Annotated in this window: 22 protein-coding genes; 16 read left to right on the top strand and 6 right to left on the bottom strand. The window is 39.4% G+C overall.

Going from position 1 to position 22107, the window contains the following annotated elements; translation table 11 throughout:
- Window positions 1–9 precede the first annotated feature (9 nt).
- Window positions 10–705 (bottom strand): DUF1129 family protein, encoded by a 696-nt coding sequence (locus tag J2Z32_RS05835; protein WP_210088241.1) that lies wholly within the window; start codon window positions 703–705, stop codon window positions 10–12.
- Window positions 706–936: 231 nt separating this feature from the next.
- Here J2Z32_RS05835 and J2Z32_RS05830 point away from each other — a divergent pair, with 231 nt between their 5' ends.
- The 6 genes from J2Z32_RS05830 to corA all read left to right on the top strand — a co-directional run bounded on the left by J2Z32_RS05830 (window position 937) and on the right by corA (window position 6818).
- Window positions 937–1131, top strand: coding sequence for a hypothetical protein (locus J2Z32_RS05830; RefSeq protein WP_210088240.1), 195 nt, complete (start codon window positions 937–939; stop codon window positions 1129–1131).
- A 100-nt stretch (window positions 1132–1231) separates the two neighbouring features.
- Window positions 1232–2062, top strand: coding sequence for an alpha/beta hydrolase family protein (locus J2Z32_RS05825; protein WP_210088239.1), 831 nt, complete (start codon window positions 1232–1234; stop codon window positions 2060–2062).
- 708 nt (window positions 2063–2770) lie between these two features.
- Window positions 2771–3838 carry a DUF3048 domain-containing protein gene (locus tag J2Z32_RS05820; RefSeq protein WP_342453919.1) on the top strand — a complete coding sequence of 356 codons (1068 nt, stop codon included), beginning with the start codon at window positions 2771–2773 and terminating at the stop codon, window positions 3836–3838.
- A 234-nt stretch (window positions 3839–4072) separates the two neighbouring features.
- Window positions 4073–4687, top strand: coding sequence for a DUF47 domain-containing protein (locus J2Z32_RS05815; protein ID WP_210088238.1), 615 nt, complete (start codon window positions 4073–4075; stop codon window positions 4685–4687).
- A gap of 64 nt (window positions 4688–4751) precedes the next feature.
- A complete protein-coding gene (locus tag J2Z32_RS05810) occupies window positions 4752–5738 on the top strand; it encodes an inorganic phosphate transporter (protein WP_210088387.1) in 987 nt (328 codons plus the stop codon).
- Window positions 5739–5855: 117 nt separating this feature from the next.
- Entirely contained in the window at window positions 5856–6818 is a 963-nt protein-coding gene (corA, locus tag J2Z32_RS05805) for a magnesium/cobalt transporter CorA (RefSeq protein WP_210088237.1), read from the top strand.
- A 95-nt stretch (window positions 6819–6913) separates the two neighbouring features.
- On the opposite strand, the gene J2Z32_RS05800 is transcribed toward corA, so the two are convergent.
- Window positions 6914–7414 carry a hypothetical protein gene (locus tag J2Z32_RS05800; protein WP_210088236.1) on the bottom strand — a complete coding sequence of 167 codons (501 nt, stop codon included), beginning with the start codon at window positions 7412–7414 and terminating at the stop codon, window positions 6914–6916.
- Between the two features lie 217 nt (window positions 7415–7631).
- Here J2Z32_RS05800 and J2Z32_RS05795 point away from each other — a divergent pair, with 217 nt between their 5' ends.
- The 4 genes from J2Z32_RS05795 to J2Z32_RS05780 all read left to right on the top strand — a co-directional run bounded on the left by J2Z32_RS05795 (window position 7632) and on the right by J2Z32_RS05780 (window position 12307).
- Window positions 7632–7922 (top strand): YerC/YecD family TrpR-related protein, encoded by a 291-nt coding sequence (locus J2Z32_RS05795; RefSeq protein WP_210088235.1) that lies wholly within the window; start codon window positions 7632–7634, stop codon window positions 7920–7922.
- Between the two features lie 350 nt (window positions 7923–8272).
- Complete coding sequence (locus J2Z32_RS05790) at window positions 8273–9154, top strand: diacylglycerol kinase (protein ID WP_210088386.1); 882 nt, start codon at window positions 8273–8275, stop codon at window positions 9152–9154.
- A 495-nt stretch (window positions 9155–9649) separates the two neighbouring features.
- On the top strand, window positions 9650–11242 hold the full coding sequence (gene rlmD / locus J2Z32_RS05785) for a 23S rRNA (uracil(1939)-C(5))-methyltransferase RlmD (RefSeq protein WP_245251256.1): 1593 nt from the start codon (window positions 9650–9652) through the stop codon (window positions 11240–11242).
- Window positions 11243–11428: 186 nt separating this feature from the next.
- On the top strand, window positions 11429–12307 hold the full coding sequence (locus J2Z32_RS05780) for an AraC family transcriptional regulator (RefSeq protein WP_210088233.1): 879 nt from the start codon (window positions 11429–11431) through the stop codon (window positions 12305–12307).
- Between the two features lie 179 nt (window positions 12308–12486).
- Here J2Z32_RS05780 and J2Z32_RS05775 read toward each other — a convergent pair whose 3' ends face one another.
- Complete coding sequence (locus J2Z32_RS05775) at window positions 12487–12918, bottom strand: NUDIX hydrolase (protein WP_210088232.1); 432 nt, start codon at window positions 12916–12918, stop codon at window positions 12487–12489.
- A gap of 339 nt (window positions 12919–13257) precedes the next feature.
- On the opposite strand from J2Z32_RS05775, the gene J2Z32_RS05770 reads away from it, so the two are divergent.
- The 3 genes from J2Z32_RS05770 to J2Z32_RS05760 all read left to right on the top strand — a co-directional run bounded on the left by J2Z32_RS05770 (window position 13258) and on the right by J2Z32_RS05760 (window position 15527).
- Window positions 13258–14067: a helix-turn-helix domain-containing protein gene (locus J2Z32_RS05770; protein ID WP_210088231.1), complete on the top strand. Its 810-nt coding sequence runs from the start codon at window positions 13258–13260 to the stop codon at window positions 14065–14067.
- Between the two features lie 198 nt (window positions 14068–14265).
- On the top strand, window positions 14266–15015 hold the full coding sequence (locus J2Z32_RS05765; protein ID WP_210088230.1) for an alpha/beta hydrolase: 750 nt from the start codon (window positions 14266–14268) through the stop codon (window positions 15013–15015).
- A 119-nt stretch (window positions 15016–15134) separates the two neighbouring features.
- Complete coding sequence (locus J2Z32_RS05760; RefSeq protein ID WP_210088229.1) at window positions 15135–15527, top strand: VOC family protein; 393 nt, start codon at window positions 15135–15137, stop codon at window positions 15525–15527.
- Window positions 15528–15722: 195 nt separating this feature from the next.
- Here the strand turns inward: J2Z32_RS05760 and J2Z32_RS05755 are convergent, their stop codons facing one another.
- Window positions 15723–17066 (bottom strand): MFS transporter, encoded by a 1344-nt coding sequence (locus J2Z32_RS05755; RefSeq protein WP_245251235.1) that lies wholly within the window; start codon window positions 17064–17066, stop codon window positions 15723–15725.
- 573 nt (window positions 17067–17639) lie between these two features.
- Between J2Z32_RS05755 and J2Z32_RS05750 the strand changes: the two genes are divergently transcribed.
- Window positions 17640–18080 carry a GNAT family N-acetyltransferase gene (locus J2Z32_RS05750; RefSeq protein WP_210088227.1) on the top strand — a complete coding sequence of 147 codons (441 nt, stop codon included), beginning with the start codon at window positions 17640–17642 and terminating at the stop codon, window positions 18078–18080.
- Window positions 18081–18294: 214 nt separating this feature from the next.
- On the opposite strand, the gene J2Z32_RS05745 is transcribed toward J2Z32_RS05750, so the two are convergent.
- Together J2Z32_RS05745 and J2Z32_RS05740 are read right to left on the bottom strand one after the other, a co-directional pair.
- The gene (locus J2Z32_RS05745) at window positions 18295–19272 is read right to left on the bottom strand and encodes a hypothetical protein (protein ID WP_210088226.1); all 978 of its coding nucleotides are present in this window, start codon (window positions 19270–19272) and stop codon (window positions 18295–18297) included.
- A 138-nt stretch (window positions 19273–19410) separates the two neighbouring features.
- Window positions 19411–20034: a hypothetical protein gene (locus tag J2Z32_RS05740; RefSeq protein WP_210088225.1), complete on the bottom strand. Its 624-nt coding sequence runs from the start codon at window positions 20032–20034 to the stop codon at window positions 19411–19413.
- A gap of 162 nt (window positions 20035–20196) precedes the next feature.
- On the opposite strand from J2Z32_RS05740, the gene J2Z32_RS05735 reads away from it, so the two are divergent.
- Both J2Z32_RS05735 and J2Z32_RS05730 read left to right on the top strand, forming a co-directional pair.
- Complete coding sequence (locus J2Z32_RS05735) at window positions 20197–21159, top strand: helix-turn-helix transcriptional regulator (protein ID WP_210088224.1); 963 nt, start codon at window positions 20197–20199, stop codon at window positions 21157–21159.
- Between the two features lie 149 nt (window positions 21160–21308).
- Window positions 21309–21935 (top strand): type 1 glutamine amidotransferase family protein, encoded by a 627-nt coding sequence (locus tag J2Z32_RS05730; protein ID WP_210088385.1) that lies wholly within the window; start codon window positions 21309–21311, stop codon window positions 21933–21935.
- The last annotated feature ends 172 nt before the right edge of the window (window positions 21936–22107 follow it).

The raw sequence follows: 22107 nt of genomic DNA, 5'->3' as shown, positions 1-22107 counted from the left end.
TGAATATATTTATTTGAAACGGAAAAAAACTCGAAAGCCTCCAAGTCCTATAAGGAATACGATGAGACAAGTCCATGGTGTAAGGGTAAAGGTTGGTAACCAAGCTGATAAATAATACCCCAGGCCAGCAAAAATGACCGCTATTCCAATGTAGGCTCCTAACGCTTTTAGATCAAATGGCTTTATTGCTGGAGTCTGAGCAAGCTCACCCTCTTCATTTTCTTCCACAGGTTGCTCCAAAAATTTTGTAACCACTAATATAAGCAAGACTGAAATCCCACAAATCATAAATAAAAATGAAGTGCTAATCGAGATTAAACCTCCATCATTTCGCCATTTATTTAAAAAGCCCATCCCAGTATACATTGCAAATAAAATAGTTAATGCTGCCCAAGGAATCATTAAATAAAATTTGATTTTATCTTTTAGTGTACGTGGCTTTCGTTGTTCAACGTCTGCTAGTAATGTTTTAGCAAATTGCTCAAAATGAGTGCCGTATAAATCTGAGGCTAATTTGCCCTTGGCTTGATATTTTACGATTTCTTTGCCGATGCTTAAAATTAAACTCTCACGGCGTTGCGGTGTAACGCTGCTGTCTGTGTTCCGAATATGTTCAGAAATCGTATTAAAATGTTCCACATTTTCTGGTGACATTTTTTCTGTGATTAATGTGATCGCTTCTTGAATCGATATAGATTGAGACATATAGGCTTCGCTCCTAATTGACTGAATTATGGCTTATTGCACTAGCAGTAGTATAATGCAGGGGTTATATCATTACAAGGGAATACATGATTGATCGAACCAGGTAACAATGTGATATGAGCAAGGGTAGATCGCAAAGGAAAGAATAAAAACATTAATTTACTCCAACACTAAGAAGAGACTGGAGTGAAGGATTATGCAGTTTCTTTAACTTAGAAAGGAGCAAATAAAATGGAGCAACCAAGCAATGAAGCCACTCGTCGCTTTTTGTTAAATAGTCATTGCCGAGGTGAAGTTGAGCAATTAGTTTCTCAAGAGGAAGAGATTGAAACTGAGAGTGATACTGAGTTTAGTGGGGACTTAGGGGAAGATGGAAAAGAAGAGGTAGGCTTAACGAAGCAATACTTTTTGGAATATTATGAGTGAATTGACACCTCCCTATACAGGATGATAAACTACTTATAACTAATTCACATTAAATTCATCGGATTAATTATAATAGAGTCCTGTTAGGGAGGAAAAAAGTATGGAACGGCATATTGTGATTGGACATAAGGAGGAACAAATTACAGCTAGTATTCATTATCCTACTAACAAGAGACATACTGAAAGACGGTGTAAGGAACGTGTACCTCTCGTTATTATTTGCCATGGCTTTGTAGGGAGTCGAATTGGTGTAAATCGTCTGTTTGTCGAGTCAGCAAGAAGTCTAGCGGCAGAGGGAAGCTTGGTTGTTCGCTTTGATTACATTGGTTGTGGCGAAAGCAGTGGCTCCTACGGGGAGCATAGTGTGGATTCAATGATTGCGCAAACTAAATCGGTCATCGATTATGGATTAGGGATTGATGATATCGATCCTACACAGGTTTCTCTAATTGGTCATAGTCTTGGAGGAATGATTGCCTTACTCACAGCGGCACGAGATAAACGTGTTAAAAACTTAGTGCTGTGGTCGTCCGTTGGGTATCCGTTTAACGATATTGTTAAAATCACAGGCAGAGATGTGTATGATCAAGCCATAAAAAAAGGCAGTGCAGATTATTTAGGGTATCATTTGACTCCTACTTTTTTTGAATCTTTAGGGATGTATCAGCCGCTACAAGAAGCGCTAAAGTTTGCTGGAGATGTATTGGTTGTGCATGGCACATCAGATGAGGATATCCCTGTGGATTATGCATTTTTATATCAAAAAGTATTATGGATGCGTCAAGAGGGACGCTGTGATAAAGAGATCATCTTTCAGGGTGATCATACCTATTCCGTTGCAGAGCATCGGGCGCAACTGATTAATAAAACAAAATCGTGGTTAGGTGGGCTGGAGTCGGTGCAGAGTGAGTGGCAAAATTGGATGATTTAGTTTAGGGGCTAAATGCAGATAGTTCGTGGTTGACAACGTTGGGGATGGTTGCTACGAAACAGAGGGTTGCTCCGAGCGCTGTTAAAGTCCAATTGTTTAGAATTAACTTTATGTAGGTTGCAATTGGACTTTAAAGGCGCCCATTTCATTTCTCCGCAATCCCTCTGTTTCTGCGCTAGTCTGGGCTGGTTGTCAACCACTAACTTTAAAATCTAGAGCCTAAACTGAGGTAGGGCAGTAGTTTAGGCTGAGTTAGTGCTTTGGTGAGCGAAGGAGTGCTACAGTCCAAGAGGGTTGCTCCGAGCGCTGTTAAATTCCGATTCCTTTGAATAAATATAGAGGTGTTGTAATCGGACTTTAAAGGCGCCCATTTCATTTCTCCACAATCCCCCTTGTCCTTTCGCAACTCTCTGCTTTATCGCACTAACTTAGGTAGTTAATTGAGTCATGTAAGTTGGTGAGGCTCAGATAGTTTAAAGCTAGAGCCTAAACTGAAGTTGGGCACTAGTCTAGGCTTAAGAAGTTATCCTAATTCCTCTATTCTTTGTTAGAGTGTTAGGATAAGAAAACACCTTAAAAGGCTTTGTGAAAATTCAAAAAAATTTTAAAAAACATGCGCAAGTTAGTTAACTTGTGTTTTTTTGCGTGGAAAATAGGGCAAAACATCGTATAATGGAACAAATATGTCAATAATGGAGGATTATGATATTGAAATGGTTTAAGGGAAAAGGATGTATTTTGTTAATGCTGATGGTCTGTGTTGTGCTTTTATCTGCTTGCAGTAGCAAAGAAAAGGCCCAGCCCGTTACTCCAACACCTAATAATACGAACGAAGAGTCACAGATTAACGTACCTGAGCCTCCACCGCCAACTACATATACTGCCCCTTTAACGGGGTTACCCATCACGGAGCCATCTAATCGTCGTGCAATTACAGTTATGGTGAATAATGCCCCTCAGGCTAGACCACAAGCTGGCTTAAATGAGGCTGATATTATTTACGAAGTATTAGCGGAAGGTGGACTTACAAGATTAATAGCGATTTATCAAAGTGCGGATGTCGTCACTAAAATTGGGCCGGTGCGTAGCATTCGTCCCTATATGATTGAGCTTGGTGAAAGCTATCATGGTGTGCTTGCTCATGCGGGAGGAAGTACAGATGCGTATGCGATTTTGCAGCGGCAAAAGAAAGCTGATCTTGATGAAATCTATAATGCCAGCAAATTTTTTTGGCGTGATAAATCACGAAAGGCCCCGCATAATTTGTACACTAGCCTGGAAAAGCTGATAGAAGGAGCAAATTATCGAAAATACGATATGGACGATCAGGAAATCCCCACATATAAATTTCAAGATGAGGCTGTGGAAATTCAAGGCGAATATGCAAAACAATTTGATGTTAAATTTCAATTGAAAAAATATGTAGTTAGCTATAGCTATGATGAAGCAAGTAAAACGTATAAGCGATCTATTAATAATGCCCCACACGAAGACGCAGATACGAAGGAGCAGTTAAGTGCGACCAATGTTATCGTCTTAGGTGCAGATCATAAAACGTTGGATGATGTAGGAAGACTAAGTATAAACCTGGATTTAGGTGGGGATGCTATGTTATTCCAACATGGAAAGGTGATCAAAGGAACTTGGATACACAAAGCAGATGATGTTATTCGTTTTGTAAAAGACAATACTGAGTTGCCGCTTTACCCTGGGAAAACACATTTCCTAATCGTGCCGAACAATCCTGATTTTAACAGTCATATTAAAATCCAATAATTACTTAAATATAAAAATATTGTATTATTTTGTTATTTTGTAGTATGTTTTGTATAGTGCTAGCGTAAAATTTGCCAAAATGAAGTGAAATATTTACGACATTATGTCTTTATGTAAACTAGATGTGTTAAGATAATCAAGGTTATGTTAACAGCAGATGTTAGCATACACAATTAAGTAGAGGATGCACAGTGCTGTTGTGGCCACATCCTCAAATGTAAAGGGGTTAGCCAGATGCGAGCAAAGAAGAAGGACATTTTCTTTCAAACATTAGAAAATATGGCGGATACGATTGTACAGGCTGCAGATTATTTCGCGCAACAAGTATCTGATTTTTCTGATGTAAAGCAATTTGCCAAGCAAATGAAGGAGTTTGAATCTACATGTGATAGCTATACGCACACAATTATTGTCGAATTAAATAAGACATTTATTACGCCAATTGAGCGTGATGATATTATGAATTTGACAACGACGCTAGATGATGTCATTGACGGACTTGAGGCGACAACTACACGTTTTGTTATGTATCATTTGGACCAGCCTGATGAATATATTGCAAAATTTGCTGAGATTATGCGTATTTCTGCTTATGAGATCCAAAAAGCAATTCACTTATTGTCTCAAAAGAAATTGCTAGCGATCCGTGAATATACAATCCGCTTGAACGATCTTGAAAACCAAGGTGATGAGCTATTAAGACTGTGCATTACGGAATTATTCGCTAAAGTAACAGATCCAATTTTGTTGATTAAGAAAAAAGAGATTTATGAAAGATTGGAAACAACAACCGACGCATGTGAGCATGTGGCAAATATGCTTGAGTCCATCATCATGCGCAATTCTTAATTATTTGGGAGGTATAGAATTGCGCGGATAATTTTATAGAGAGAAAAAATCTGTGCAAATAGTTATGGATAGTACATTTATTATACTGTTGGTTATTACGTTGGCGCTTGGTTTTGACTTTATTAATGGTTTTCATGATACAGCAAATGCAATTGCAACCTCAGTTTCAACTAGAGCACTGAAGCCTCGGCGTGCAATTATGCTAGCAGCAGTGATGAACTTTTTAGGGGCGATCATGTTTACAGGTGTGGCTGAAACGATTGGTGGAAGTATCGCTGATCCTACAAAGCTTGATAATGGATTAGAGATTCTTATTGCAACTTTGACAGCCGCAATTATTTGGAATTTGGTCACATGGTGGTTTGGAATTCCTTCCTCTTCTTCTCATGCACTGATTGGTGCATTGGCAGGGGCTGTATACGTAGGCGCTGGAGTAGAAAAACTAAATTTAAGCGGTTTTACTTCAATCATTGAAGCACTACTTATTTCACCAGTTCTAGCGTTTGGGATTGGTTATATTGTGATGACCATACTCAAATGGATATTTGCATCTCGTAGTCCGCATACTGTAAATAAAGGCTTTCGTTCCATGCAAATTGTAACGGCCGCACTTCAATCGTTTACACATGGTACAAATGATGCACAAAAAGCGATGGGGATTATTACGTTTGCATTAGTGACTGCAAATTATCAGCAAACGATGCATGTTCCTTTGTGGGTTAAGCTAGCTGCTGCAACAGCGATGGCGTTAGGGACCTCCATTGGTGGTTGGAAAATCATTAAAACAATGGGAACTAAAATCTTTAAGATTGAACCGATTAACGGTTTTGCAGCGGATCTCTCAGCAGCATCTGTCATTTTTGGTGCTACGTTGATTCATTTGCCAGTTAGTACAACACATGCAATCACTTCATCTATTTTGGGCGTAGGTGCTGCAAAACGTTTCTCCGCAGTTCGTTGGTCTGTCGCAGGTCGTATTGTTATTGCATGGGTGATTACGATTCCAATTGTTGCTTTATTAGCAGGTGGAATTTACATGTTATTATTCTAAAATAGAGTTAAGAACCCATAGGGAAAGCCAATTGACTAGCGATTGGCTTTTTTTGAATGTAATCTGAATTAAATTTGAATTAAATTTTTGAACTGAATTGCCTGAGGAGGAGCAAGCGTGATCTCAATTTTGTCGATGAATCATAAGCATGAGCTTGAAATGGATGTACCGATTGAAGATATTCATGATACAACACGATACTTATGGAGCTGGATTGACTTTAGTGAGCCTACCCCGTCAGAGTCAGCTCTATTGTCTGATTTTTTTAATTTTCACCCTTTAGCCATTGAAGATTGCTTATATGTTTTGCAGAGACCTAAAATTGATTATTACGATGACTACCAATTCCTCGTCCTCCATGCCATTCGACCGGATTCATTAGCCAATATTGAGGTGAATTTGTTTATTGGTCACAACTTTATTGTGTCATATCACCATGCTCCTGTGAAGGAGGTCAATGAGGCATGGAATGAAATGATGAAGCGAGCACACGATAAAAAGCTTCATACTCATGGACCCTTTACCATAGCCTATACAATTATAGATGCACTGGTCGATCAATATTTTCCTTGTGTATATGGAATAGAAGATGAACTGGATGAGCTTGAAAAATGGGGCGCACATGAGTCTGTTGAAGTGTTAATGAAGCAGGTTTTTGAACTACGCGGGCGACTGTTAAAGCTCCGCAGAACGATTGTGCCTATGCGTGATATGATGTATCGAATATTAAATTCACAGCATGTCCAAAATGAGAAGGAGCAACGAGCCTATTTTTCAGACATTTACGATCATTTGCTGAAGTTATCTGAGATGATTGATAGTGATCGCGAAATGACAGCAGACCTAAGGGATTCCTATATCTCCTTAAACTCAAACCGAATGAACTCGATTATGAAAACACTCACTGTAATTACAACGATCTTTATGCCTTTGACGCTAATCGCTGGAATTTACGGGATGAACTTTTACAATATGCCTGAGCTTACGTGGAAGTATGGCTATATCAGTGTGCTTGCCATCATGGGGGGGCTTACGATTTGGATGATTACGTGGTTTATTCGCCGTGGATGGTTTAAATAGACTGAAAATGAGGTAGGGACTACCGTTCTTAAAGATTGAGCGGCGTCCCTATTCTCGTTTGAATATAAATTTTAAAAAACGAAGGGGTTAGATTTCTAACGCTTCTTTTTTGTTGGAGTAGTCCGTTTTTTGCGTTTTACTGGTGTCTTAGATTTCACTCCTTTTTTCGTTTTTTTACGTTTCCGACGTGGCTTGTATTCTGAGTAATCACTTTCATCGTCAGCGGCAGAACCTTTGCTACCGCCAGGTAATAAACCCGTAAGCATTTTTGCCATCGGAGCAAATTGTTGTACGGTTTGCATTACTTTTTGAACCTTTCCCATCGTTGCAATGATTCCTTCAACCCCACCCATACGTTCAATAAAGCCTTTAATGTCATTGATGTTTGGCATGGAGAAGCCACCGCTTTTTCCAGCGTTTGGTGCACTGCTTGGCGGGGTAAAGCTGCTTCCATACACTTGAGGTGAATAAGGTGTTATAGATGAAGCTTGAGCCTTCATCTCGAATCCTACATCAGGCTGATTAATACCAGGATATTGACCTGATGGATAGGATGAAGGTGTTGCGCCGCGATAGGGCGTATTATAATGTGGCATTTTATCACAGTCCTTTTCCTATAGAATAGGCGTTTGTATATTACACTGTATGTTGGAGCAGTGATAAACGTATGGACGAATGACCCGGTTTTGTTAGGCAGATGCGGATTTGGGCAGTTATTCTTTACAGCGTGAAATCGTTAATGCTTGAAATTGGGGATGCTGCTCAGGTACAATGGAGGTATAGTACTAGTTATTTATAGGGGATGATTATCCAGTGCAGCTAAAGAAGCTAAATGATAAAAGTATCGATCAATTATTTGAAGCCATTTTAACCTTAAAGGATATTGAAGAGTGTTATACATTTTTTGATGATTTGTGTACCGTAAATGAAATTCAATCCTTATCCCAACGCTTAGAGGTTGCACGTATGCTTGGTAAGGGCAATACCTACAACCAGATTGAGGCAGAAACAGGTGCAAGTACAGCAACGATCTCTCGTGTAAAGCGTTGCCTTAATTATGGAAATGATGGGTACAAGATGACGTTGGAGCGTTTGGGACGTTAAGGACGTTAAGGGCAAGCAGGAAATAAGAAGTAAGATAGAGATAAGTTAAGCCAAAGGGTATAAACATAACACACCTAAGTATAAAAGGGATTTTCCTACTTACTGCTGAGGTGTGTTTGCTTTGTTTTCTGCGTTCTGTATTCTCTCTTTGTTTTATCATATTTTAATATTTTTATTGCTGATCATGTCTCAAAATAGCTAGGAGTGGTTAACAATACTAATGGAGATAAAAAAAGAGTTTGATTTAATTGATTTCTTATTAATTAGTAATGTGACTGGATGTTCGTACGATTATTTCATATAATGAAATCATTGATATTTTGAAAACAGGTGGCGTGCATGATATGGATATGAAAAGAGCTAGGTTGATTTATAACCCAACCTCAGGAAAAGAAGAAATGAGACGGATCTTACCAGATATTCTTGAGAAGTTGGATCAAGCTGGAATTGAAACATCTTGTCATGCAACGACAAGTGAAGGCGATGCGACACGAGAAGCAGAGCTTGCGGTTGAGCGTGGTTATGATATTATCATCGCCGCGGGTGGAGATGGAACGCTAAATGAAGTCGTTAATGGGTTAGCAGGTAAAGAGAACCCACCTCCACTAGGCATATTTCCGTTAGGCACAACAAACGATTTTGCTAGAGCATTAGGAATCCCGAAAAAATGGGAGGATTTTTGTGACTTAATTATTAACAACAATACAAAGCCGATCGACATTGGTAAAGCCAATGATCGCTATTTTATAAATATTGCTGGTGGTGGCTCATTAACCCAGCTTAGCTATGAAGTGCCAAGTCGTTTGAAAACGATGATTGGACAACATGCCTATTACATGAAAGGCATTGAGAAGATGGTTAATTTATCACCTATTGATTTAACCATTAAGGCAGAAGGTTATGATGAGATGTCAGGTGAATTTATGCTCTTCTTAATTGCCAATAGTAACTCCGTTGGTGGGTTTGAGAAGCTTGCGCCAAACGCTTCCATTGATGATGGTTATTTTGATGTCATCGCCGTGAAAAAATGTAATTTAGCAGAGTTTATTCGCCTTGTCACCTTGGTTGTGCGTGGAGATCATTTTAATGACCATCGTGTCATTTATCTCAAAACAAATCGGATGGAGGTTTCCTCCCCTAATAAGGTGGAAATTAACGTAGATGGTGAATTAGGTGGAGAGTTGCCGGCTGTATTTGAAGTGTTGCCTAGGCATTTAAGCATTTTTATGTAAGGTTGAATGAAATTGAATGAATAAGATGAAACCTTGAAAGTCTATACGGTAAAGTAAAACAATCGAATTATAGTATAGATGTGTAAATGTGTAGTTGATAGAAGAAATATGACATGTTCCCCTGTCAGGATTGACGGGGGTTTTGTATGTAATAAATTTAAGGAAAGAAGTGAACGGTTTTTCATGAATAAGCGCCGGGGAAATGAAGCAGGAAATAGAGGGAAATCAGAGAACTCAGGAAATTCTAGAAACGAAAAAAACGCTGGAAATGCAGGAAATGCAGGAAACGAAAGAAAAGTAGGAAATGCAGAAAAGGCAGGAAATGCTACGAAAAGACAGGGACAAGATTCCAAACAAAGTTTGAAGGCTAAATCTAAAGTAGAATCTAAGGCAGATACTAGGGAAAAAACTAAGGCAAATGGTAAAGTAAAAGATAAAGTTAAAACTAAAGGGAAGACTCAAGGGAAAGCTCAAGTAAAAAATAAGGCTAAAACGATGAAAAGCCACGTTTTTAACAATTCTAAAATTTCTGATACTGTATTTGCTGATTTACCGGTTGCTAAAAATGATACCTGCGTTATTGAAATTATTGGGATGAACCATGATGGTGAAGGTGTAGGGCGTGTAGAGGGTTACACGTTATTTGTATCAGGTGCACTACCCGGTGAGCAGGTGGAGGTTAAGGTCCTTAAAACGAAAAAGCAATATGGTTATGCCAAGCTCCTTAACGTACTGCAAGCAAGCCCTGAACGGGTGACTCCACCTTGTGACATCTATGAGCAATGTGGAGGCTGTCAGCTTCAGCATTTAAGTTATCAAGGGCAGCTAGACTGGAAACGCCAGCATGTGATTGATGCGTTAGAGCGAATTGGGAAGTTATCTGTGGCAAAGGATTTGGATACAGATTTAGCTACAGGTAAAGGTGAAGATACAGATACGGGCTTAACTTTAAGTGTCACCGCATCATTAGAAGCATCATTAGTAGACGGAGTTTCAGAAGGGATAGTAGGGTTAGAGGGGATAAAAGTGCTTCCTACACTAGGGATGGCAGAGCCTTGGCGTTATCGCAACAAAGCACAGGTTCCGATTGGCGTTGCTCCAGAGCGTAGTTCGCGTAGTACTCATAGTACTCATAGCTCTCTAGAAAACTCTCTTATCGGTGGTTTTTACGCTAAAGGTTCGCACCGCATCATTGATATGGAGACGTGTCTCATTCAACATGAGCAAAACGATGATGTGATCGCTCATATTAAAGAGATTGGTAGAAGCCTAGGTATCGCTCCTTATAACGAAGAAACAGGACAAGGACTGTTGCGCCATGTCGTTGTACGGATTGGGCGGACGACAGGTGAGATTATGGTGGTGCTTGTGACAAATGGGGATCGGATTCCTAAGGTTGAGGAATGGATACAGGCGATAACTTCTCAAATCCCGCAGGTGATAAGTGTATGTCAAAACGTGAATACACGTCGTACAAACGTCATTTTTGGTGATGTGACAAGAGTTTTATGGGGACGTGAAGTCATCTATGATTATATTGGCAACGTGAAGTTTGCCATCTCCGCTCGCTCCTTTTATCAGGTTAACCCTGAACAGACAGAAGTGTTATATCAGAAGACGGTTGAGTATGCTGGTTTAACTGGCAATGAAACGGTGATTGATGCGTATTGCGGGATCGGGACAATCTCTCTCTTTTTAGCCCAACATGCGAAGAAGGTATATGGGGTTGAAATTGTACCAGAGGCGATTGAGGATGCTCGTGTGAATGCGGAGTTAAATGATATGAGCCATGTTCAATTTGAGGTAGGAGCATCTGAGGATGTTATCCCTCGTTGGAGGGAGCAAGGCGTTGAAGCCGATGTGATTGTGGTTGATCCACCTCGCAAGGGCTGTGATGCGAAGCTCCTTGAGACGATTCTGGAAATGAAGCCAAAGCGAGTGGTTTATGTGAGTTGTAATCCTGCTACGCTAGCACGGGATTTGCGTGTGTTGGAGGATGGGGGATATAAGGCGGTTGAGGCGCAGCCTGTGGATATGTTTCCGCATACGACGCATGTGGAGTGCGTGGTGAGGTTGGTTAGGAACTAATAAGTCATAAATTACACTGTTTATTTCTTGTTCGGAACGACATGAATATATGTTAAACACAAAAAAGCAAAAACTCCTTATTCTTTTATTACCCTACTTTGTAACAGACTCGACTATATTGTGCACTGATTGTCGTATGGAAAAACGCACCCTTTGATAATATCGATGATGAAAGGAGGTTATTCAATGGATTCTTTAAAAAGTATGAACCATGCATTGGCATATATTGAAGAGCACTTAACAGAAGAAATTGATTATAGTGAAGTATCAAAAATGGCTTACTGTTCAGAGTATCATTTTAAGCGGATGTTTTCTTTTTTAGCAGGCATAAGTTTATCAGAATATATTCGGAGAAGAAGACTGTCGTTGGCTGCACTTGATTTGAAAGATAGGGATTTGAGAATAATTGATGTGGCTATCAAATATGGCTATAATTCGGCTGATTCATTTTCCCGTGCATTTCATGCCCTGCATGGTATCCTCCCTTCTGAGGCAAGGAGTGAGCATATACAATTAAAAGCTTATCCTCGAATGACCTTTCAATTATCAATTAAAGGGAGATGCGAAATGAACTATCGTATCGTTGAGAAAGGATCTTTTAAGATAGTAGGATTTAAGAAGAGAATTCCAATTATTTTTGAAGGTGTCAATCCAGAGATTGCAAAAATGACTAAACTTTTAACACCGGAGGTTATTACACAATTAAAAGCAATTTCAAATGTAGAGCCAACAGGTATTATTAGTGCTTCTGCTAATTTCTCGGAAGGAAGGATGGAGGAAAAAGGAGAATTAGATCATTATATTGGAGTAGCAACATCAAATAATGAAACTATAGATTTTGATATATTAAAAGTTGATGCTAGTGCCTGGGCAGTGTTTGAAGCTATTGGACCATTCCCAGAAACACTTCAAAATGTGTGGAGTAGAATATACTCAGAGTGGTTTCCGTCTTCAGGATATGAGGTAGTTGAAGGGCCTGAAATTTTGTGGAACGAGAGTCCAGACACTAAAAATCCAAAGTATCGAAGTGAAATCTGGATTCCAGTAAAGAAAAAAGACTATTAATTACATCAATGTTAATGATTGAGGGCGCTCCTAGTAAGAGTGCCCTTTTCTTAAGCAGTAAGATTTGTGAATATGTTCCCGAGAACGGACATACGCAAATGAGCTTAATTGAACAATGTCCTCTTATGATAGGGTTTTTAGGAAGTATGCTTTTCTATAATACCTTACTTAATGAGAAATCAGGAAAGCTTTATCTCCAGCTCCTTCAACACTTTATTGAATAGAAGAGGTTGTATTTCAGGATAAGTCAATTGTGAAGGTAAATGGTTGAATACACGTAATTCTCCTATTTCACTATTTGGCAGTTTGCCAAGCTCGGACACTTCCGAATAAAACAGCATCCCAAAGGATTCCTCCTTCAAATCATGTTGTACAGAATAAATACACACGGGAGTAATTGTAAAGGAGGTTGCTCCTGTTTCTTCAAAAAGCTCGCGTTCGGCTGTCTTGTCAATTCCTTCATAGGGATCACGCTTCCCGCCAGGTATTTCCCAAGTTGTACGTTTTTTATGTTTTACCAAAATCCACTCTCCCTTAAATCGGGACACAACTACAGCGTATTTTAAACTTTCATCCTTAACAGAATCTAATTGAAAAAAATGAACCTTCATACAATCACCTCTCTATAAAGTTATTTATCTCGGGCTTCCATATTTTATTAATTATAAAATAGTCGAAAAGTTAAAAACTATGATTTTTTTGGTATCTTCTATGACCAGTGGGTGATTAGATCACATACAGCAGTAGAGCTGTCCGTTATAATAAAAATGTCAGGTTGGAACACATCGTCGCCAGTGTCAAGGGATTTTAAAAGGCTTGACTTTGACTTCGTTTCGCATTTTATAATCTGAGTAAGAGGGGAGGCCCCGGGATGAGCAATTTAAAGCAGTTCGTTATGATAAAAAGCCAAAGAATAGAAAAATACTCCTACAGGTCTAAGGTGTTATTGTATGGTTAACTTAGCTTCTCTTTATCAACCGCTAACAGCTCAGGCAACTACGTTTAATGGATATACTCCCTGTGATCCTCTAAAACCTTATATTGCGAATTATTGGGGAACAGGAGTTTCTCGGGATGAACAAAGTTTGGAACCTTTGCTAGTCATTCCAGATACCTGCATGGATGTTATTTTTGATATTAACCACACAACTGGTTTTGTAAATGGTCAATTATGCGGCATGGGTGAAACGGCTTTTACATTTATTCCTGTACAAACAACAGATGTTACGTCGCGTTTTGCAATACGATTCTACTTTTGGAGCATTCATGCTTACTGCGATTTTCATCTGCGCGAAACAGTTCATAGCTATAATGACATTGACTTGTATTTTAAGGATTGGAAACCATTTTTTACTGAAATGCTGCTCGACACACTTACGATGAAGGAAAGAGTTATAAAAGCAGATCGTTTTCTCCTGTCAAAACTGGATTTATCCAAGCAAAATAGTTGTGTTATGAATGCACTGTACTATATATTGAAAAGTCGAGGCTCATCTGGTGTGAAAGACGCCTGTGCTTATGCTTGCACTAGTCAGAGACAGCTTGAACGCCTCTTTCAGGAATACATAGGAACTACCATTAAGAAAACGTCCAACCTCGTGCGCTATCAGAATCTATGGCACGATATTGTTTTTCAAAAGCATTTTGATGCGCAGGAAGCTGTACTCAAATACGGTTATACCGATCAGTCACATTTAATAAATTCTTTTAAAAGCTACCATACGATGACACCTTTAGAAGCTCTGAAGAAAATTCATTGAGGGTATAATTTTATGTCGATTTTTTACAATACACAATATTTAAGCAGTGATAAGATATTCCTGTAAAAATTATATAGTCGGAGCATATGCGATGAAGACAGACTGACGCTTATGGCTTATGGTTGATATACATATTAATTTTGATTAACCTAAGCAAACTGCGTAAAGTATATGACTTTCCGCGAAAAGGAGTAGAAGATGGAATTCATTAATCCCCCAATGGAGTCCCCGGAAAATGTAATACATCAAACATATTACAGTCAGTTTATGGCTAGGGATATTGGCTACAATATTTATTTACCACCTGGTTACAAAGAGAATAGTGAAAAATACTCAGTTTCATATCATTTACATGGATGGACCGGTAATGAATCATCTGAAGTGTGGACAATGGAAAAAATATATAAAAACAAATCGGAAATTACAGTGTTTCCAAACACTTCACCGGTTATCGAAAAATATGAGAAATTGCCTATTGAGTTCATGTTTATTAACGAGTTGTTACCGCATATCGAAAGCGAATACAAAACGAAGACAGCCCGTAGTGGTAGGTCAATTTCTGGTTTTTCGATGGGCGCAGGTATGGCATTTAATTATGCCGTTAAATATCCTGAATTATTTTCTACGGTAACAGCTTACGCAGGTACATATCACCATTATTATCACAAAGATTCTGGTACAGTGGGGGCTGATCCGAAGAAGGCCAATGAGCTGTATACAGATATGATGACAGAAGAAAGATATTTTGAGGATGGCAATATTTTGTGCTCGATAAGACAAAATGCAGAAAAAATCCGAGGCAGCCTCGATATAAATTTGCATATTGGAACGGACGATATATTGTTCTGTGATAATGAGATTTTGCATTTGTACTTAGATTCATTACACATTCCGCACAAGTACAACATATTTGAGGGCGCGGGACATGAACTGAAGCAAATTCTATAAATAAAGTATGAAGTATGAGTTGGCTTGCCAACTGGTTATGTGTCTCTGTGCTGCTATTTCAAAGCTACAAGCTCACTTGTATGGCTTTATAAAATCTGATTAATGAAGGAATATACAGGATGAAACTAGGAGCAACCTTATATATAAAAAATACCATTGAAGCTGTGGCGCTTTACACAGAAGCTTTTGGACTAAACTTGGGACACCATGAGAAATTTCCAGATGGCACATACATGCATGCATCATTACTTAGAAACGGACAAGAAATATTTGCTGTTAGCGAATCACATAATGATAACTTGGTTAATCTCATGCTCGCCTCATCATTAGAAGGATCACGCCCTACTATGAGCTATGGGATTAACTTTGAGAGTGAACAGGAAGTAAAAAGGGCATATGAGATGTTAGCGAAGGATGGAAAGGTGCTATTAGAGATGGGGTCCCTTCCATGGAGTTCCTGCTGTGCTGAAGTCGTTGATAAGTACGGGGTATACTGGTATATTGCAGTTTAGAAAAATACCAACCAATGATACTTCCTCGTTTTCTTAAATAGAAAAGTTTTACGAATTAGGCATAGCTAAATAAAAATTTGCTTCCCATCTTGTAAATGAACTGCTAGCTATTCATGTTGAAATGAATACGACCTGAATATTGGACCGCCCATCACCAGCTTTTTGTTGCTGGCTATAGGCGGTTATGTGATATCGTCAATGAGAAGCTGAATTTTTCCTCCATGACCAGGCCACCATCGGAATAAGCAGCAAGGACATCAAACCTCCGGCTAGAGAAAGCATGGAATAGCCAACGTCAGCCATGACCATACCAGATAAAGCGCCACCGGACGCACCGGCCAGCGCAATCAGCACATCGACTGTGCCTTGTGTCTTCGCGCGAACCTTCGGCGTTGTGGAGTCGATAATGGCCGCCGTTCCGCTAATCAGGCCAAAGTTCCAGCCTAAGCCGAGAAGCGCCAACGCCACAATAAGCAAGGTCATAGATTCGCCTGGTGCAAAAGCCGCGGTCAAACCCGCTAGTAGCAGCGTTACACCTGACGCATAAGACATAAAGGTGCGGCCAAGCTTATCCACCAGCACGCCAGTCAACAGGGAAGGCAAATACATGCACGCGATATGGATACCGATCACCAGACCTGCATCACCAAGACTATGACCATGCTGCTTCATATGAATAGGAGTCATGACCATAATGCCTACCATTACGATTTGGGTCAGCACCATCACCGTTGCTCCCACAATAAGTCCTGTTCGGTTATGGGCCATCTCAGGGTGGCTTGCTTCTCCCTTAGCCTGAAGATTTTTGCCGCCTTTCACCTGCGACTCTTTATTCAATCTTTCCCCTTCGTCAATCGCCTTGGCAACGATAAACGGATCAGGGTGAAGAAACAGTAGTAGCACGAGACCTGCTATCAAATAGGCAGCTGCCGCTAGAATAAACGGCCCCGACAAAGCAGGAAGACCGATGAAGACCGCCATGCGGCCAGTCGGCTCTACCAGATTGGGACCTGCCACTGCACCAATCGTCGTAAACACCAGTGCTGTACTAATTGCTTTAGCCCGCTGATGTGGCAGTGCCAGATCCGTACCCGCATATCTAGCTTGCAGATTGGTTGCCGTGCCCGCTCCATAAATCAACAGGGAAACAAACAACAGTGCTATTTGTTCCCAAAGCGCGGCAAACACAACGCCAGCTGCTCCGACTCCACCCGCTATAAATCCTGCAGCCAGCCCGATTCTGCGCCCAAATCGCTGTGATAACCTTCCCACGATAAACGCCGCTGCCGCGGAGCCCAGCGTAAACAATGCTGCGGGGAGGCCAGAAAGGCTGTCGTTGCCCAGCATGTCCTGTGCTAGTAGCGCTCCGACCGTAAGCCCAGCAGCCAGCCCCGCTCCTCCGAATATTTGTGAGACAACAACAAGCCATAATGTTTTTTTATACAGCTTTTTCTGCTTCTTAGGCGATTTTACATACTCATTTACTATATCAGAGCGGACTTTTTGCCGTTTCGGAGCTATTGATGTTTGGTTATTCATATGCATTCTCCTTTTCGGCATCCCTGCCGCTAATTATAATCTCAATCCAATATCTGAATTATAATCATATAAGCCAAACCTCTTCAATCCCTCAAAGTTGGGATAGTTATTCCAGGCTGATCTACAACAGATGAACAGATGCATCTAAAGGAGAACCGACTGGTCAACAAAGAAAAACGACACCAGTTCCGATATCGTGAATAATGATAATTCTTATATTGGCATTAATCCATTTTAGTACGCTTCAAAATTAGAAAAAATGAATTTTGAATTTTATCATAATAGCGATAAAATAATGATATGTAAAGGAGGGGGCGGTATGCCGCTAATAAGGCCTGTATCTGATCTGCGAAATAATTTTATAAGATATTAAAAATCGTTTATGAGAGCCGTGAGCTAGTTTTTATTACAAAAAATGGATATCACGAAAAAATACTTTGATAATAAATAAAACCTAAAAGGTTACCTCATTTTAAACAAGATTATGAAAGTGCCTTTGACCATTATTGATCGACTCTGTGTTATGTTCTAATCAGTCGTTTCTTTAGTTCAATCTATATAGGAGTGACTTCCATGATTATTAGAAAAGCCGAGATCATTGACTTACTACAAATTTTGCAGTTATACGCCCAGCCTGATATGGATAACGGAAAGATATTGTCTGTGGAAGAGGCGAAGATAATTTTTGAGCAAATGAAATTATATCCGGATTATAGTATCTATGTTGCTGAATTGGATAACAAGATTGTTGGAACCTTTGCGCTTGCGATTATGGACAATTTAGCACATATGGGCTCAAAAACCGGATTGATTGAGGATGTGATTGTATCATCTGAGCTTCAAGGCAAAGGGCTTGGTACTAAAATGATGCAATATGCCATCGAGATATGCAAGGAAAAATCTTGTTATAAAGTTAGCTTATCAAGCAATATAAAGCGTGAAAGTGCTCATGAGTTTTATAAAAATATTGGGTTTAAAATTCATGGGTATAGTTTCTTAACTGAAATCGAATAGGATACTTTGTGGAGTGTCTATCATTTCTGATTTAGGTATCTTTTTATTTGAGACGGATTGTAAAACTTGGCTTGACAATCCGTCTGATAAAGAAGTTGTGCCAATGGGCTTTTGTTTATAAATTCATATCACACATGTAGTTGCCCAATCAGTCCACTTTGCATTTGGCTTATTCTATCTGTCATGATGCATTTGTCCGTTTTCTCTCTTAAGCTCATAAGCTACCTGTTAAATTGCCAGATAAGGTTGTATTATCCGGCAGTGTGAGTTCATACATAATTGGACCACTGAACAAAGTGCCTGTCAGCCTACCAACTTTAGGTGTGTAAAAAAAGGCATCCAGCATGGCATCAAACAGGCATACTGCCGCAACTCCTCCTGCAAAGGCTCCAACCAGTCCTCCTAATATACCACCTATAACAGCTCCAAGATCCTCCATGATCCAGCCAAATAAGAAAGTACCTCCCACCTCTCCTAAAAGGCCTCCTCCTAAAGCGCCTCCCACACTTACAAGAATCTCCGCTCCTGCTCGTATTTTATCCTGTTTTTCCACTAATTGCCAAGTGATCACTCCTAGTGTGAAGACAATTAGAGCAGTACCAAAATAACGCATATATGATAAAAGCTTTAGTTTATCCTTACCTGCATACCTCACTACATACGATTCCAGGTTATATTCCTTGCCTTCAATAAAATTATTAAATGTTTTTTCCTTGTATGCAGCCGCATTTCCCCAAACATCTGATGTTTTCTTCGCCCACTCTTGGATAGATTTATTAATCATATCATAGAGGTCCTCTTCTGGATCGAGAATATCAGCAAAATGGGTATTTCTAAATCTCCCAGTTTCAGGATGGTAATCAAATAATTTAATTGAATTACTTATTTTATTTAGATATTCCGCCCTAAGTTTAAAATTCTTAATAGTTTCATAGGAGAATACAACTCCTGCTCTAGCCGCCTTCCATATATCCTGTACCAGTGTGTCCTGTTTGTCTTGGCTCTCCCCGGACTGTTGCTTCTCCATCTGCAGCAGATTGTTAGCTTCTTCATAGGCCTTAGCACAATTCTGTAAATCATTAATCTGGGCCTGTGGTTTGTTATAGCGGAACCGTTCTATGGTATTCACTTCATTGATATATAGAGCATCAATCAGTGCTTGAGTGTCATCAAAATCTAAGGTATAGTTCATCTTCGTTCCATTCCTTTCTTATTATCTATTATCTATAAGCGCAAATTACTCCTGTATAAATGGACCTTAGTTTAAGAAAGGTTCTGCTATTCCTCAGTTAAGAAATAGCAGGTCTTTCGCTGCCTCGATAGAATTAAATTAGGCCTTTCTAGTAACAGTATATTGGGCGATGGGAGACGTAGCCAACCCTATCATCGAGTTAACAACAAACGTGCCGTTATCAGTATTAGAACTAATTCCTGATGATGTCAGCTTGCTCTCCACATCACTCCATCGTTGTACACCTGGCCAGTAATCTTTGCTTTTAACATCAACATAAGAACTATTGTCTCCGATATAAGGATTGTCCCAAGCGAACAAGAAGTCTGAGCCTGAATCTCCTCTAAAAACCACGCAGCCCACTGAGCCAGTAAAGATTCCTGACTTTACATGCAAAAATACGCTGTATTCTCCATTAGCTATTGTTAGATCAAAGGGATATTTTTCCGTCTCGCCTGACCAGTCCTTATTGGCCTGATATCTTAGTGTCTCTCCGCTGGCATTAAATATCATTACCAATGTGCTGGCTCCTTGCCCATATTCATTTTTCATTGCATTGACAGCCTTTATAGCTGCCATCTGGAGCGAATCTCCTCTGGAATCTGTTGCCGTTAACTGCTGCATGGCTACCTTGGATAAAATGAGCGGTGTTATATTTGCTTCTTTTACATATTGCGGATAACTTTTTACTACATCGCTATTAACTTCATTTCCAATTATCATTTGTATCCCCCTTGATTTTTGATAATATAAATTATGCTATACTAGTCCCAGTGGTGTATTAAATGGACACTTTGGAGTACAAGTATGTAAAAATCTCGGGCTGCCACTTTACTGGCTACTCGAGATTTTTACATTAACTATTCTGATTTTGGGGGGCACATCATGGCTAAAAACGATAATATGCTGGCAATTTTGTGGATGCTCAATTCAGGCGTTAAAATGACTGCAAAACAGATTTCCGAAAAGTTAGAGATCAATATTAGAACAGTTTATCGGCATATTGATGCACTATGTGCCAGTGGAGTGCCTATCATATCCGACCCGGGTCATAATGGCGGGTATAGTTTGCTAAATAATTTTATTAGAGCCCCTCTGCTGTTTGATATGGAGGAAAAAAAGGCACTGCTGCAAGCGGCTGTTTTTGCAAAAGAAGCTGGATACCCTTTGAGTGAAGCATTAGATCAAGCAACTACAAAGCTGAAAATGTACTCAAATGAGGCACAAGTAAGTTTGCTTAACCATCATTTAGAAGGATTTGAAGTTATAAATCATGCGGTAAATGCTTCTATTCAGCCAGTGCTGACAGAATTAGAGCAGGCTGTTGAAAAGGAATTGTCGGTAGAAATTGATTATCGCACAGGCCGTGATGAGCAACTAAAAAATCGGAGGATAGACCCCTATGGAATGGTTTACTGGAACGACAAATGGTATACAGTTGCATATTGCCACCTAAGGAATGGAATACGAAGCTTTCGCGTAGATCGGATTTTATCAATCAAATGTTCGCAAAACATATTTACACGTCCCGAAGCTTTTTCGTCCCGACAATTTTTTATGAACAACCTATTACCTGATTTAGTGAGTAAGCAGGGGTTAGTCTCTTTAATTATTGAAGGCAAGCCAGATGCGTTGAATGAATTAGGTTTGCATTGGTTTTTAGGTCATCATTTGAAGGAGCGAACTTCTGATCAAGCTATCTTTTTGTTTGAGGAAAAATCAATTCATGATCAGGTTCCTTATTTTCTCTTATCCTATGGTAAATCCATTAAAGTTATCGAACCACAGAGCGTGAGAGAAAGACTTGTTGCTATTGCATCAGAGTTAATGGAATATTATCAACTTTAATAACTTCACTGACAGCAGGTGTCAGTGAAGTTGTTTTATATTTAGGATAGTCATTGATTATCGACTGAGGGTTGATATACCTTGATAAATAGATAATGGGGAGAAATAACAAAATGAATGAATTAATGAATGAAACAATCAATGGAAAAATGAATAATACAGTATATCTTTATGTATTTGACACCATGTCAGACTGGGAAATTGGCTACTTAACTGCCGAACTGAACTTAGGACGATATTATAAAAAGGGACTTGCTCCATTAAAAGTAGTGACGGTTGGAATTGAAAAGACGCCTGTAACCACAATGGGTGGATTGAAAATTTTGCCTGACATTAAACTGGATGAGTGTAATATTGAAAGTATAGATGTATTGATTTTACCTGGTGGCAATACATGGACAGAAGCCATACACCAACCCGTTTTAAATATCGCCGAGAAGTGTCTAAAGGAAGGGATATTGGTTGCAGCGATTTGTGGGGCTACAATGGGGCTTGCTCAGTCAGGCTTGTTAAATTCACATTGGCATACAAGCAATGACCTGGAATATCTTAAAATGATCTGCCCTAATTATGAGGGTGAGAAGTATTACAAAATGGAGTCAGCAGTAACAGATGGGAATCTGATTACCGCATCTGGGATAGCTCCGTTGGAATTTTGTATGCACGTCTTGAAAGTGCTGGACGTGTTTTCATCAAACACATTAGATGCTTGGTATAAGCTTAATAAGACGCATGAATCCAAATACTTTTATGAGCTGATGAGTTCAATTCAATAAAGAGTTAAGTTTTTTCTGCCTTAGAGGAGCAAAAGTAAAAGCACCTTCGTTCACATATGTGGGCGAGGGTGCTTTAGTATTATCATGGAAACAGAACCAGGAGGGATTCCTTTAGGTGTGGATTTTCTGATAAGAACAATATAATATTTAATAAACATAAACAAACAAACCA

The sequence above is a fragment of the Paenibacillus turicensis genome (assembly GCF_017873435.1).
Taxonomy (GTDB): Bacteria; Bacillota; Bacilli; order Paenibacillales; family Paenibacillaceae; genus Fontibacillus; species Fontibacillus turicensis.
The sequence above is the reverse complement of the archived record's forward strand: the minus strand, read 5'-3'. Positions and strand labels throughout refer to the sequence as shown.